This is a genomic window from Paenibacillus aurantius (assembly GCF_032268605.1).
Classification (GTDB): domain Bacteria; phylum Bacillota; class Bacilli; order Paenibacillales; family NBRC-103111; genus Paenibacillus_AO; species Paenibacillus_AO aurantius.
Genome location: NZ_CP130318.1, coordinates 4,887,831 through 4,901,652, shown reverse-complemented (window position 1 = coordinate 4,901,652; position 13,822 = coordinate 4,887,831). Strand labels below are relative to the sequence as shown.

Here is a 13,822-nt window from a genome sequence, read left to right as displayed (position 1 = left end):
ATGCCCATTGTAATGCATAACATGTTATTTGGAAACCTGCTGGTTTATGATGAAACCAAGGATATTATTAAGCTTATTATCGGAGGGTGAGCCATGAGGCAGGAAACGGTAAAGACGGATATTGCGGTAATCGGCGGAGGATTGGCGGGGGTTTGCGCAGCGGTGGCCGCCGCCCGTTTGGGCCAGACGGTAGCGCTTGTCAACAACCGTCCCGTGCTCGGAGGAAATTCCTCCAGCGAGGTCCGGGTGTGGGTGTGCGGGGCGACGGCGCATGGCGCCCAGCGCTATGCCCGGGAAACCGGGATCATGGGAGAGATGTTCGTGGAGAACCAGTACCGCAACATCGATGGGAACCCCTACTTCTGGGACCTCGTCGTTCTGGAAACGGTACGCGCGGAGAAGAACATTCAGCTGTTCCTCAATACGGATGTGCATGAGGTGGAGGCCGAAGGTGGGGAGGAGGAGCGCACGATCCGTTCCGTAACCGGCTGGATGATGGGCTCCGAAAGGGAGATCCGCTTTGAGAGCGACTACTTCCTCGACTGCACCGGAGACGGGCTGGTCGGGTTCCTGGCGGGGGCGAAGCACCGGATCGGCCGGGAAGCGCGCCACGAGTACAACGAGGAATGGGCACCGGAGGAAGCGGACGGCATTACGCTCGGAAGCACCCTGCTCTTCTATACGAAGGATGCGGGACGCCCGGTTAAGTACATCGCCCCGGATTTTGCCGTGGATATCAGCCAGACGTCCATTCCCCTCAAGAGAGTCATCCGCAGCGGCGACAATGGATGCGCTTACTGGTGGATCGAATGGGGCGGGGAGCTTGATACCGTCCACGATAACGAGCGGATCCGCGACGAGCTGTGGGCGGTCATCTACGGAATCTGGGATTATATCAAAAATTCCGGTCAGTTCGATTCCGAGAACATGACCTTGGAATGGGTCGGCTCCATCCCGGGCAAACGGGAGTACCGCCGGTTTGTGGGCGATTACGTGCTGAACCAGAACGATATTCTCGCCCAGACTCCGTTCGAGGACCGGGTGGCCTTCGGCGGCTGGTCGATCGATCTCCATCCCCCTCAAGGGGTTTACTCGCAGGAGAGCGGGTCCAAGCATCTGCATGCCGACGGCAATTACCACATCCCGTTCCGCTCTCTCTATTCCGTTAACGTACGCAACCTTCTCTTCGCGGGCCGGGATATCAGCGCCACGCATGTGGCCTTCGGGACCACCCGTGTCATGGCTACCTGTGCCGTCATGGGGGAAGCGGCCGGAACGGGCGCCGCCCTCTGCGTGCAGAAGGGAGTCACCCCGCGGGAGCTCGCCGGGGACCATCTGCTCGACCTTCGGGAGACGCTTCTTCGGCAGGATGCTTCGCTCATCGGCGTGCGAAGCGAAGATCCCCGCGACCTGGCCCTGAAGGGAACGGCAGCGGCATCCAGCACCCTTACCCGGCTTGCTGTCGAAAGACCGGAGGGAACGCATCCGCTTCAGTCGGACGTCGGCCTGCTGGTCCCCGTGGCGGGCGCCTTCCAAGGGCTGGAGCTCCTGCTTGATGCCTCGGAGGCTACAACGCTTGAGGTTGAGCTGTGGAGCACCGGGAAGAGGGAGAATTACGTTCCCCATACGCGGCAGGCCCAGGGAGAAGCCTCTGTTCCCCAAGGAAGCAGGCAGTGGGTGAGCGTGCCGCTTTCCTGGGAGCCGGAGCTCGAGCAGAATGCTTTCTTGATTATCCGCCAGAATGAGGCGGTGACGCTGCACACTTCGGCCGAGCCCCAAACCGGTGTTCTCTGCTTCGTCAAGGGCTCAAAGCCTGTCGTCTCCTCGGACCTCGAGGATCACCAGCCGGAGCAGCCGCTAGTGCAGTGGAGCAAGCGGAGCTTCGAGCGGCGCCCGATCTGCTTCCGGCTTAGCGGCGAGTCAGCGGCCTTCGCTCCGGAGAAGGCCGTGGACGGGTACCTGCGTCCGTATGGAGGCCCTCACCTGTGGGCCTCGGAGGAGCTCACCTCCGGACGGGAGGAATGGCTCTCCGTTCAGTGGGAGCAGCCGGTGCAGGTGGGAACGGTGCAGGTGGTGTTCCATGACGACGTGAACGAGGACCTGATCAACCTGCATCATCACCGTACCCCATTCGAGATCCTGCCCGAGCTTGTGAAAGATTATCGGATTGAGGTTAAGCGGAACGGGGAATGGACGACGGTGGCGGAGGAGCACGGCAACCGCAGGCGCAGGCGCGTCCATGCGTTGCCCGCTCCGGTGAGCGCCGAAGCCGTTCGGGTTGTGGTGGAAGCCACGAACGGATGCCGCCGGGCCGAAATCGTCGAGCTGCGCGTGTACGAATAAGCGGAAGCGGCCCGTCCTTTCCGATCGATTGTTCCCCCAGGGCATGACTCCATCCCTTCTCCTTAGGAGAGGGGATGGAGTTTTTTCTGCCTATTGGGGGAAGGGAACCGGGAGCGTACTATTGACATGGAGATAAGGAGAAGGAAAAAATTTGTAGATAGGCGGGCGAAGTGTCTGGTAAAATCATCCTATGCGGAATTTCTGGCGATAGGCTGGAAGGCCTACCCTGGTTGAAATTCAGATTAGGAGCAGTAAGGATGAAATGGTGGATGGCCCTGATGGGCCTGCTTCTTTGGCTGACGGTCTGCCCCGGCCTTGCACAAGCGGAGCCGGCCGTCAAGGCCGCCGCGGTCCTGACGGAGGCGGAATTAAACGAAGGAAGGCCGCTTTCCCTGTCGGGAGAGTGGGAATTTTATTGGAAAGCCCTGTATACCCCGGGGGATTTGCATAACGGCGGATGGAAGAGAACGCCCGGTTATTTGACGGCTCCTTCCGAGTGGGAGGGCAAGACGGTTAACGGGGAGAAGCTGTCGAATCGGGGGTACGGAACCTACCGGCTGACGGTCCGCCTGCCTGAAGCTTATGTCGGCCGGACGCTTGCCCTGTACATGCCTCCGGTAGCGACCTCCTACCGGTTGTGGATCGACGGCACGGAATTCGCCTCCAACGGCGTGCCCGGAACCTCGGCGGACTCCATGGTTCCCGTCAACCATCCCAAGGTCGTCCCCTTTACTCCCCGGATGGAGAACGTAGAGCTGGTGATTCAGGTGGCCAATTTCGTTCAGCGCAAAGGGGGCTTGTGGAGTCCGATCAAGATCGGGGAGGCCCAGATGATCCTGTTTGAGCGGACCCGGAACGTCGTGAAGGAGATTTTTGTTTCGGGCTGCCTCGCTTTTATGGGGTTGTACCATTTCGGCTTGTATGTGTTCCGGCGCAAGGAACGGTATCCTGTCTATTTTGCGGGCATCTGCCTGTCGGTCTTTGTCCGTAGCCTGTTTGTTGGCGAAACCCTCGGCACCTACCTGTTTCCCGGCATTCCGTGGCAGGCGGCGACCAAGCTCGAATACCTCGGGGGCATCGGGGCCCTCGTCAGCCTGGTGCTCTTCGTCCATTCCCAGTACCCCGCCGAGTCCAGCAAAGGCTTCCGTACGTGGATGCTGTTTAACGGAGTGCTTGGCGGATTGACGATTTTGGTGACGCCCGGATCGTTCTATACGGAGTTTCTCCTGATCTTTCAGCTGCTGATGGCGGTGCCCTCCCTCTTCTATACGCTGTACGTGTACTTGGCCGCGATCCGGCGGCGAAGGGAAGGCTCGCTGCTTAACTGTATCGGATTCTTGTTCTTTGCGTACGCGATCCTGACCGACATGCTGTTCTACCGCCATATGGTGTCGTTCGGCGATATCATGCCGTTTGGGTTCATGCTGTTTCTCTTCACCCAATCCCTGAATCTGTCGGGTAAATTCTCCCGGGCGTTCCATCACGTGGAGATCCTGTCAGGGGAATTGCAGGACAGCAACAAGGACCTCGAAAGGAAGGTGGCGGCGAGGACGGCCGAGCTTCAGGGCATCAACCACAAGCTGGAGAAAGCGAACCGGGAACTGTCCCGGGTGGCCGAGAACCGCCGGATCTTCTTTGCGAACGTTTCCCATGAGGTCGGGACCCCGCTGACCTCCCTGAAGGGATATGTCAAAGCCATGATTGACGGCATCGTCAAGCCGGGCGATCTCAAATATACGGAACTGATCTATGACAAAATCCTTTTCCTCGAGCGGATGGTGGATGATTTCATGGAGCTCGCCCGGCTGGAAACCGGCCAGACCCGCTTCCGGCATACCGTGGAACCGGCCGTCACCTTCTTCCACTGGCTGTACGTCAAATATGAGACGGAGCTGACCCAGAAGGGGCTCAAGCTGGTCTGGCTCGAACCGGCCCCGGGCCGGCTGCCGATCCGTGACGCCATGATTTCGGCGGATGCGATCCGGCTGGAGCAGGTTTTCTCGAACCTCCTGTCCAATGCCGCGAAGTTCACCCCGTCCGGCGGGGAGGTACGGGTAAGGGTGGGCCTGGACGAGGAAAGGGTGGGGCCGCCGCATTTTGTCGTCCGCATCACGGATACGGGCGAAGGGGTGCCGGACTCCGAGCGGGGCCGGCTGTTCGACCGTTACTACCAGGGGGCTTCCGGCCGGCAGCGGGGAAGCAGCGGAGGGCTTGGCCTGGGGCTCGCCATCTGCCGCGAAATCATTTCCAGCCACGGCGGGGACATCGGGGTGGCTTCACCCGGGGAAGAGGGGAGCACGTTTTATTTTACTTTGCCGGTGCATTCCTTTCAGCAGGATCTCCCTTAGTCTCCGCCCATCTATTGGTGGCGAATAAGCGGATAGGATCCATCGTGTACCTGTCCAAAGATAAGTTAGCCGACAAGAAACCGGAGGGGGAGCAAGGTAATGACAGGCAGCAAATTGTTGATTGTGGAGGACGATGCCGGAATCCGGGAGCTGGTCTGTCTCTACTTGAAGGCCAAGGGGTATGAGCCGATTACGGCGGAGAACGGGCACCGCGCTTTAAGCTTGTTCCAGAGCGAGAAGCCCGCATTGGTGGTAATGGATGTCCTTCTGCCGGACATGAGCGGCCTGCAGCTGTGCCGGACCATAAGAGAGGAGTCGGATGTCCCGGTTCTGTTCATGAGCTGCCGAAGGGAATCCGAGGATATTGTGAACGGTCTCGGATCGGGCGGGGACGATTATATCACGAAGCCCTTTGATCCCGCCGTACTGGTGGCCCGGGTGGAAGCCCAACTTCGTCGCTATTCCATGCCGAGAAACGGGGAGGACAGCCCTCAGGTGTGGAAGGACGGCTACCTGGAAATTGATCCTCTAAGCTGTGAGGTTAGAATTCAGGGCAAGGAGGTTCCTCTGTTCGCCAAGGAGCGGCAGCTGCTCCTGTTTCTGTTCCGTCATCCGAACCGGATCTTTAGCACGGTGCAGCTGTACAACGAGATTTGGGGATGGGACAGCACAACCGATGAAAGAACCGTCATGGTGCACATTCATCACCTGCGAAAGAAGATTGAAGAGGAACCGGCACGGCCCAAGTACATCTTGACGGTTCGGGGCTTCGGTTACAAATTCGCCGAAGTGGCGGGAAGGTGATTTCCTTTCGCGGATAAGGCCCTAGTCGAATTTGGAAGTTTTTTATAAAAATTGTCTTTTGTTTAAACCAGTTTTAAACTTGTCCCTTTATAATGAAGAGGTACATAGCACAAGAAGATGAGTCGTCCGTCCTTTTTGCTTCGGATTGGCCACCTAATTTTCGGGAACGATGAAGCATGCTCCCTATCTGGGCACCTGGGGCATATGGAGTTAGTGGTGCAACCGCCCCGTGGCAACCTGCCATTGGAGGAGATAATCATGAATAACCAAGTATCGAAACAGGCCGCGCTGGATCCCGACTGGATGGATCTTATGGTGCTGGCCAAGCGTGCCGGCTTCACCCCAGACGAAGTAAGAACGTTTCTGCAATCGGCTAACGCACCGGCTGAAAAGAGGCTTCACCAGGATTTCCGGTTTCAGGGAACCTGGCAGGAAGACAACCGGGAAACCGAAGGAAACCCTTTTGCCGGGTTGAACCGGTAGACGAGAGTGTTTACCTATGAGAACTGCCCTTTGCGGCAGTTTTTTTTTGTGTCTTGGACCTGGACGGGCGGCGGGTTATAATTAAAGCAAGGTTACAGAAGCTCTCCTCCGCCGTTTTTCTGGCGGAAGGGAACAGGAAAGGTTGGAAGGAAATGAGCCGCAGCGAACACATGTATTTGGATCTGATGAAACATATCCGCGATCACGGAGTAAGGAAGGAGGACCGTACGGGAACGGGAACCCTTTCGGTTTTCGGCCACCAGATGAGGTTTGATCTGGCGGAAGGCTTTCCGCTGCTCACCACGAAGAAGATTCCCTTCAGCCTTATCAAGAGTGAGCTTCTCTGGTTTATTAAAGGAGACACCAATATCCGTTACCTGCTTCAGCATAAGAACAACATCTGGAACGAGTGGGCGTTCAAGAAGTGGGTGGAGCATCCTTCTTATACGGGACCGGATATGACCAACTTCGGGATCCGGTCGGAGAAGGATGAGGCGTTCCGCAAGGTGTATGAGGAGCAGATGGAGCTCTACAAGCGGCGGATGCTGGAGGACGACGTCTTTGCGGAACAGTTCGGCGAGCTGGGGGACGTGTACGGCAAGCAGTGGAGGCAGTGGAAGACCTCCCGCGGGGAAACGATTGACCAGCTGAAGGACGTCATCGGCATGATTCGGACCAATCCGGATTCCCGTCGGCTGATCGTCACCGCCTGGAACCCCGAGGATGTGCCTGCGATGGCCCTTCCGCCGTGCCACACCCTGTTCCAGTTCTACGTAGCGGAAGGCCGTCTGTCGTGCCAGCTGTACCAGCGGAGCGCGGATACTTTCCTTGGCGTCCCGTTTAATATCGCGAGTTACGCCCTGCTTACTCACCTGATCGCCGGGGAATGCGGCCTTCAGCCGGGGGAGTTCGTCCATACGCTCGGGGATGCGCATCTCTACGTGAACCATTTGGAGCAGGTGGACACCCAGCTCAGCCGGGAGCCGCGGGAGCTGCCTGTCCTGAAGCTGAACCCGGAGGTTCGTTCGGTTTTTGACTATGAGGTGCAGGACATCAAGCTGGAAGGCTACAATCCCCATCCGTCCATTTCGGCGCCTATCGCCGTCTAGGCATTCAAACAGAGGAGGATGACCATGATTTCTTTTATTGTGGCGATGGACGACAACCGGGGCATAGGGAAGAACAACGACCTACCCTGGAGGCTTCCCGCCGATCTGGCTTACGTCAAGAAAGTGACGCTCGGCAAGACGCTCATCATGGGACGCAAAACCTTTGATTCGATGGGCAAACCGCTGCCCGGCCGAAGGAACGTCGTGCTGACGCGCAGCGAAGATTTTCAGGCGGAGGGGACCGAGGTCGTTCATTCGGTGGACGAAGCCCTGGAGAAGTATGCCGGTGGGGAAGATGAGGTCATGATCTTTGGCGGCTCCGATATTTTCAAGCTGTTTCTCCCGCATGCCGACCGGATGTACATTACCCGGATCCATGATACCTTCGAGGCCGACACCTTTTTTCCGGAGGTGGACGAGTCGGAATGGATGATCGTCTCCCAGAAGCAGGGAGTCCGGGACGAGAAGAATCCTTATGATTACGAGTTCTACGTCTACGAGCGAGCGGCTGCACCGGTCTGATCCATCTCCATGAGAAGACTATACAGGCTGGGGCTTTTGTTACTAATGGCTTGGGCTTTCCTTGAAACCTTTGGTTTTATGGCGTTGAGCTACAAGGAAGAAGCTTTGCTAACGCTCCTGCTTATACTTGGATATGCCGGGATGACCTGGACGCCTAACCAAAAACAGCAAAACAAAAAGAGGAGAGCTCCCGAAGCGGGGCTCTCCTCTTTGATTAGCACTGACCGAAGGCCGGTTAGCCGGCGATGTAGGAGGTGATGATGTCGCCCATCTCCACCGTTCCGACCAGCTTCGACGCATCGTCCTGCGCTTCCTGGTACAGATCCTTCGTGCGGTAGCCTTCCGCTAGGGCTCGGGCCACAGCGGCTTCCACTTCGTCCGCCTGCTCGGGCTTGTCGAGCGAGAAGCGGAGAAGCAGGGCGATGCACAGAATGGAAGAGATCGGGTTCGCGATGTTCTGCCCGGCGATGCTTGGGGCGGACCCGTGAATAGGCTCGTACAGACCGAACTTCGACTCCCCGAGGCTCGCCGACGGCAGCAGCCCAATGGAGCCCAGCAGGACGGAAGCTTCGTCGGAGAGGATGTCGCCGAACATGTTGCTCGTCAGGATGACGTCGAACTGGCCCGGGTTGAGAATAAGCTGCATGGCCGCATTGTCCACGTGCATATAATCGAGCGTCACGCCCGGATAGTCCTTGGCTACCTTGTTGACCACTTCCCGCCACAGAACGCTGCTCTTCAGAACGTTCGATTTGGCGACCAGGGTCACTTTGTTTCTTCTTTGCTGGGCGTATTCGAAGGACTTGATGGCGATCCGCTCGATCTCCGATTCCTTGTACGCCTCCACATCGAAGTATTCGCGTTCTCCGTCAACGGTACGCTCGCCCTTCTCCCCGAAGTAAATACCGGAGGTCAGCTCGCGCACGATCAGGATATCGATGCCGGCTACGACTTCCTTCTTGATGGGGGACAGATGAATGAGCGAATCGAACACTTTGGATTCCCGCAGGTTGGTAAACAGGTTGAAGTGCTTGCGCAACGGAAGAATGGCTCCCTGCTCTACGCCGGACCATTTGGGATGGTTCAGCTCCTCGGGAGGTCCGCCAAAAGGACCCTTCAGAAGGGCTGCGCATTCCGCCGCCTTGCGGAGCGTTTCCTCCGGCAGGTGGACGCCGTATTTGTCATAAGCTTCCCCGCTTGCCTCCAGATGAACGATGTCGAACTGCCAATCGTATTTCTTCTCGAGTGCGTTCAGCACCTTCAACGCTTCTTTCGTAATTTCAGGGCCTATGTAATCGCCCGGAAGCACGCCGATCTTGATTTCTTTCATGGGTTCGTTCCTTCCTACATTGGTATAGAATAAAAGACTCCCACCATTATACATGGCACGCGTTAAAGGAGTAAAGTTGATCATCCAGTAAGAAGCATACCACCCCAGGCCTCTATCATTGAAATATATAAAAGCTATATAGCTAATAGCCCGTGACTATAAAACGATCCCAGCATAAGAAAACGCCAAAAGTAACTCTTTTCTAAACGACTGAAAAGGGTTACAGTAAAAAAGACAATTTACCATAAGTTGGGTGGATGAAAGATGGAATGCATGGTAAGGGCCCAGGAAGTAACGAGGACGTTCGGGAGCGGAAGCGGCGCCGTGCATGCGCTGAAGGGAACCGACCTGGCCGTTCCCAGCGGGAAGCTGGTTGCGCTGAAGGGCCGCTCCGGCTCGGGCAAGACAACCCTGATCAACCTGCTCGGCGCCCTGGATCGTCCTACCGGCGGCAAGGTGTTCTACCGGGACCAGGAGCTGTCCGCCTTATCCGATAAGGAGCGGAGCCGGCTGAGAAGCAGGGAGATGGGCCTGATCTTCCAGTCCTTCGCGCTGCTTCCGCTGATGTCGGCCTTCGAGAATGTGGAGTTCGGCCTCCGGATCGCGGGCGTTCCCCGGGCTCATTACCGGGACTATACGGAACGGGCGCTTGAAGCGGTCGGCATGAAGGCCCGGATGAAGCACCGTCCCTTCGAGCTGTCCGGCGGAGAGCAGCAGCGCGTGGCGATCGCCCGGGCGATTGCGCACCGGCCCTCTCTGATTCTCGCCGACGAACCCACCGCCGAGCTCGACAGCCGGATGGGGCTGCAGGTGATGAAGGTGTTTCGGGACTTGGTACAGGATTTCGGCATGACGGTCATTCTGACGACTCACGACCCGGCGATCATGGAGATCGTGGATAAGGTTTATGCATTGGAGGATGGAAGAATTGTGGAAGAGGCTTAAGCCCGTAAGGGCGGTATGGATTGCCGTTTGCGGCGGCACGGTGCTGTTAGCGGGATGCTCCCTGCTCCCGCAGGAGGAGGCTCCTTTGGCACCCCCGCTCGTCAAACCGGTTAAGGAGAGCATGGACCTTTACGAGGTCAAGCCGGGCACGATCGTCAAGTCCGTAAGCGGGGTGGCGACGTTTGCCTCCCAGCAGATCCAGTATTTGTTCTTTCGCGACTCCGGAGGACGGCTCCAGTCGGTGGATGTTAACCTGGGGGATACGATAAAGCGGGGCACCACCGTGGCCAAGCTCGAAAGAGGCGACCTGGAGACCAAGATCAAGCTGCAGAGGCTGGCCGTGGAGAAGGCGCAGATCGCTCTGGAGCAGACGAGGCAGGACAAAAGCGGCGATTCGGCGGCGATTCGGCTGAAGCAGATAGATGTCGAGACGGTTCAGATTCAGCTGAATCAACTGACGGAGCAGCTAAACAAAGCGAACCTGGTTTCGGACATTGAAGGGGTGGTTACCTATATCGACTCCATCAAGCAGGGAGACGTCGTAACGGCGTACAAGCCGGTGGTGACCGTGGCCGATCCGAAGCAGATGAAGCTGGTCTACGAATTCTCCAACCCTAACGATTTGACCGGGATTCAGGTCGGCATGGAGGTGGAGTTGAAGATCGCGTCCAAGCCGTATAAAGGAAAAATCGTGCAGACGCCGTCCTCCGTTCCTCCGACGACGGACAAGGCCCAGGCCGAGAAGAATGCCAAGACGATCGTCATCGTCCCCGACGAGCTTCCGGATAAAGTCGCCTTGGGCTCTACGGCGGATTTCGTGGTAACCACGGAGAAGAAGGAGAATGTTCTCGTCATTCCGCGGGCCGGCCTGCGTTCTTATTTGGGGCGCGAATACGTGCAGGTGCTCGAAGGGGAAAGCCGCAAAGAGGTGGATGTGGAGAAGGGTCTGGCTTCCTCCACCCAGGTGGAAATCCGCAAAGGGCTGAAGGAAGGCCAGAAGGTCATTCTTAATAACTAACCGGGAGGCTCGGCAGCGTGGCTTTGTTCGTCATGATTTTGCGCAAAATGGCAAAAAACCGCTGGCTGGAGCTCAGCCTGCTTGGTGGGCTGATCCTCTCGGTGGCTCTTGTGAGCTCCATGCCCGTCTACATCAATGCCGTCCTCCAGAGGATGCTGGTCAAGGACCTGGAGATCCGGCAGCAGGCGGCAGGGGAATACCAGGGGAAGCTGTGGTCCTCGGTTTACCTGACCGATGAAGGGAAACCGGAGGATGGGGGACGACTCCTGCAGGGGGTCGACTCCTATCTTGCAAAGAAGCAGGATGATTTTCGGCTGCCCGTTAAGGAGTATGTGAGGGAGAGGTATACCGAGACGTACCGCTTGCAGCCGGCGGACCCTATGAAAGCGGATCCCTCGGTGGAGCGCAACGCGGCGTTGACGGCGCTGAGCGGCATGGAGGATCACATCCGGCTGGTGGACGGGCGTCTCCCGTCCCAGGAGCCGGTCGACGGTGTGTACGAGACGCTGGTTACCGAGAAGACTCTGCTTAAGTTCAAGATGGTGCTGGGGGTGGAATTCCGGGTGACGGATGACAAGGACCGCACCATCCTCCGGATTAAGCCCGTCGGGGTATTTGACCGCAAGGATTACGCGGATCTGTACTGGGCGAGCAGCATGAGCAGCTACGAGTCCTCATTCTTTCTCCCGTTTTCCTTATTCGAGCGGGATTTAACGGAGGGGCGTAAGCTGGTCCTCCGGGGAGGCGTCTGGTATTACGCGCTTGATTATACCAAGCTTAAGCTTGGCAATATCGACGCATTTACCGGAACGGCGAAGGACGTGCAGGGCTACCTGGCCGGCCGTTTCTCCAGCCAATCGGTCAGTGCTCCCGCCCTCGGCATCATCGAAGGGTATTTCGAGAAAGAAAAAAGGCTGCGCCTGATGCTCTGGTCCCTTAACGTGCCGGTGATGCTGATGCTCGCCTTCTACCTGTATATGGTCGCGAACCTCATTACGGAGAGACAGAAGACGGAGATCGCGGTGCTTCGCAGCCGGGGGGCCGGCCGCTGGCAGATTATGGCCGGCGGCCTGATCGAAGGGCTCGTGCTCGGGGCGGTCGCGCTTGCCGCGGGTCCCTACGCGGGGCTCCTGCTGACCAAAGCGCTGGGAGCCTCGAACGGCTTCCTGGAATTCGTCCAACGGGCGCCTCTTGACGTAGAGCTGAACGCTTCCGCTTACCGGTATGCCCTGGGGACGGTGGCCTGCTCCATCCTCATGACCCTGATTCCGATGTTCCTGGCCACCCGGGCTTCCATTGTCGGGCATAAGCGTCAGATGAGCCGGCTGGATAAGCCGTCATTCTGGCACCGGTATTTCATCGACGTCTTTCTGATCGCCTTCTCCGTCTACCAGCTTCAGAGCTTCCGCAGGAGAATGGACGACTTGGCCTCGATGGGACTCGATTCCCTCGATTTCAAGGTTGATCCGCTTCTGTTCTTCGTGCCTGCGCTTTTCATGCTTGGAACCGGGCTGCTGCTGCTCCGCCTGTACCCGTGGTTTATCCGGGCCGTCTACTGGAGCGGCCGGACCTTCTGGTCGCCGGCGCTTTATTCCACGCTGATCCAGGTCGGACGCTCGTCCACCCAGTACCTGTTCATCATGGTCTTCCTGATCATGACGCTGGCGATGGGGGCCTTCAGCGCAAGCGCAGCCCGTACCATTAACCAGAATTCCGATAACCAGATCCGTTATGCGGCGGGGGCGGACGTGACCATGAAGACCAACTGGGAGAACGATGCCCCGCCGCCCGCTGCAACGGAGGCAGGCGGGGAGGGAGCGGCTCCGCCGGCACAGGCTCCCGCGCCGGCCAAACGGATCCAGTACACGGAGCCGCCTTTTGCTCCGTTCGGAGAGCTGGAGGGGGTGGCGCAAACGGCCAAGGTGTTCGTTAAGAAGAATGCATTCGCGAACGCCGGCAAAACCCAGGCCGGGGTCCAGCTCATGGGGATCGATACGGATGAATTTGGCCGGACGGCATGGCTGCGGGATAACCTGCTCGATCACTCCTTCTACGATTATCTTAATTTGATTGCGTCGGACCCTTCCGCCGTCCTTATCTCACGGTCGCTCGCCGAGGAGGCGAATCTCAAGCCGGGGGATACCCTCCGGGTCGGCTGGGCCGGTCTGGAAGGAGCATCCTTCCTTGTGTACGGCATCATTGACTATTGGCCGGGCTGGAATCCGAACGGGGCTTCCCAAGCCTCCGGCGGCACGACGGCCAAAGCGGGGAACGCCAAGAAGCGGGATTTGCCCAAGCTCGTCGTCGGGCACCTTTCTTATATCCAGAACAACCTGGCGCTGGAGCCTTATGAGGTATGGCTCAAGCTTAAGCCGGGAACGACCAGCGCGGAGCTCTACCGGCAGCTGGAGGAGAAGGAGCTTCATCCGGTCGAGCTGACCGATACCAAGCAGCTGCTTATCCGGCAGAAGAACGATCCCTTTCAGCTCGCGATCAACGGAGTGTTGACGCTGGGCTTCCTGATTTCAATACTTATCAGCTTCTTCGGCTTTTTGCTGTACTGGCTGCTTTCGCTCTCGGCGAGAACGCTGCAGATCGGGATATTGCGGGCCATGGGCTTGTCGTTTCCGCAGCTGGCGGGCATGCTGGCGGCCGAGCAGCTTCTGACCTCCGGTGCCGCCGTTCTGATCGGGCTGTTCACAGGAACGCTGGCGAGCCGCTTGTTCGTGCCTATTTTCAAAATCTCCTTCAACACCGCCCAGCAGATGCTTCCGTTCCAGGTGGTCTTTGATCCGCGGGATCAGCTCCAGCTGTATCTCATCACCGGCGCCATGATCCTGATCGGTCTTGTCCTGCTCGGGTATATGTTGTCCCGCATCAAGATCCACCAAGCCGTCAAACTCGGGGAGGATTGACCATG

At 57.9% G+C, this 13,822-nt stretch carries 10 protein-coding genes and 1 riboswitch; of the genes, 9 read left to right on the top strand and 1 reads right to left on the bottom strand.

Features of this window, described 5'->3' with window-relative positions:
• Positions 1-93: 93 nt before the first annotated feature.
• From MJA45_RS22155 to MJA45_RS22130, 6 genes are all read left to right on the top strand, one after another.
• The gene (locus MJA45_RS22155) at positions 94-2,343 is read left to right on the top strand and encodes an FAD-dependent oxidoreductase (RefSeq protein ID WP_315604070.1); all 2,250 of its coding nucleotides are present in this window, start codon (positions 94-96) and stop codon (positions 2,341-2,343) included.
• Between the two features lie 257 nt (positions 2,344-2,600).
• Positions 2,601-4,691 carry a sensor histidine kinase gene (locus MJA45_RS22150; protein ID WP_315604069.1) on the top strand — a complete coding sequence of 697 codons (2,091 nt, stop codon included), beginning with the start codon at positions 2,601-2,603 and terminating at the stop codon, positions 4,689-4,691.
• Positions 4,692-4,790: 99 nt separating this feature from the next.
• Entirely contained in the window at positions 4,791-5,495 is a 705-nt protein-coding gene (locus tag MJA45_RS22145) for a response regulator transcription factor (RefSeq protein ID WP_315604068.1), read from the top strand.
• Between the two features lie 153 nt (positions 5,496-5,648).
• Positions 5,649-5,732: riboswitch (cyclic di-GMP riboswitch) on the top strand.
• A 21-nt stretch (positions 5,733-5,753) separates the two neighbouring features.
• On the top strand, positions 5,754-5,978 hold the full coding sequence (locus MJA45_RS22140; protein WP_315604067.1) for an anti-repressor SinI family protein: 225 nt from the start codon (positions 5,754-5,756) through the stop codon (positions 5,976-5,978).
• Between the two features lie 152 nt (positions 5,979-6,130).
• Positions 6,131-7,087: a thymidylate synthase gene (locus tag MJA45_RS22135; protein ID WP_315604066.1), complete on the top strand. Its 957-nt coding sequence runs from the start codon at positions 6,131-6,133 to the stop codon at positions 7,085-7,087.
• A gap of 24 nt (positions 7,088-7,111) precedes the next feature.
• A complete protein-coding gene (locus MJA45_RS22130; RefSeq protein WP_315604065.1) occupies positions 7,112-7,609 on the top strand; it encodes a dihydrofolate reductase in 498 nt (165 codons plus the stop codon).
• Between the two features lie 235 nt (positions 7,610-7,844).
• Here the strand turns inward: MJA45_RS22130 and leuB are convergent, their stop codons facing one another.
• Positions 7,845-8,939 carry a 3-isopropylmalate dehydrogenase gene (gene leuB, locus MJA45_RS22125; protein ID WP_315604064.1) on the bottom strand — a complete coding sequence of 365 codons (1,095 nt, stop codon included), beginning with the start codon at positions 8,937-8,939 and terminating at the stop codon, positions 7,845-7,847.
• Positions 8,940-9,203: 264 nt separating this feature from the next.
• Between leuB and MJA45_RS22120 the strand changes: the two genes are divergently transcribed.
• Genes MJA45_RS22120 through MJA45_RS22110 form a run of 3 tightly spaced genes read left to right on the top strand, consistent with a single transcriptional unit; the run spans position 9,204 to position 13,817 of the window.
• The gene (locus MJA45_RS22120) at positions 9,204-9,884 is read left to right on the top strand and encodes an ABC transporter ATP-binding protein (protein ID WP_315604063.1); all 681 of its coding nucleotides are present in this window, start codon (positions 9,204-9,206) and stop codon (positions 9,882-9,884) included.
• Entirely contained in the window at positions 9,859-10,902 is a 1,044-nt protein-coding gene (locus MJA45_RS22115) for an efflux RND transporter periplasmic adaptor subunit (protein WP_315604062.1), read from the top strand. Before MJA45_RS22120 ends, MJA45_RS22115 begins: the two co-directional genes overlap by 26 nt.
• Positions 10,903-10,919: 17 nt before the next feature.
• Complete coding sequence (locus MJA45_RS22110) at positions 10,920-13,817, top strand: ABC transporter permease (RefSeq protein WP_315604061.1); 2,898 nt, start codon at positions 10,920-10,922, stop codon at positions 13,815-13,817.
• The last annotated feature ends 5 nt before the right edge of the window (positions 13,818-13,822 follow it).

Coding starts and splice junctions, on each gene's coding strand:
- MJA45_RS22155 (WP_315604070.1), top strand. CDS start 94: ATGAGGCAGGAAACGGTAAAGACGGATATTGCGGTAATCGGCGGAGGA.
- MJA45_RS22150 (WP_315604069.1), top strand. CDS start 2,601: ATGAAATGGTGGATGGCCCTGATGGGCCTGCTTCTTTGGCTGACGGTC.
- MJA45_RS22145 (WP_315604068.1), top strand. CDS start 4,791: ATGACAGGCAGCAAATTGTTGATTGTGGAGGACGATGCCGGAATCCGG.
- MJA45_RS22140 (WP_315604067.1), top strand. CDS start 5,754: ATGAATAACCAAGTATCGAAACAGGCCGCGCTGGATCCCGACTGGATG.
- MJA45_RS22135 (WP_315604066.1), top strand. CDS start 6,131: ATGAGCCGCAGCGAACACATGTATTTGGATCTGATGAAACATATCCGC.
- MJA45_RS22130 (WP_315604065.1), top strand. CDS start 7,112: ATGATTTCTTTTATTGTGGCGATGGACGACAACCGGGGCATAGGGAAG.
- leuB (WP_315604064.1), bottom strand. CDS start 8,939: ATGAAAGAAATCAAGATCGGCGTGCTTCCGGGCGATTACATAGGCCCT.
- MJA45_RS22120 (WP_315604063.1), top strand. CDS start 9,204: ATGGAATGCATGGTAAGGGCCCAGGAAGTAACGAGGACGTTCGGGAGC.
- MJA45_RS22115 (WP_315604062.1), top strand. CDS start 9,859: ATGGAAGAATTGTGGAAGAGGCTTAAGCCCGTAAGGGCGGTATGGATT.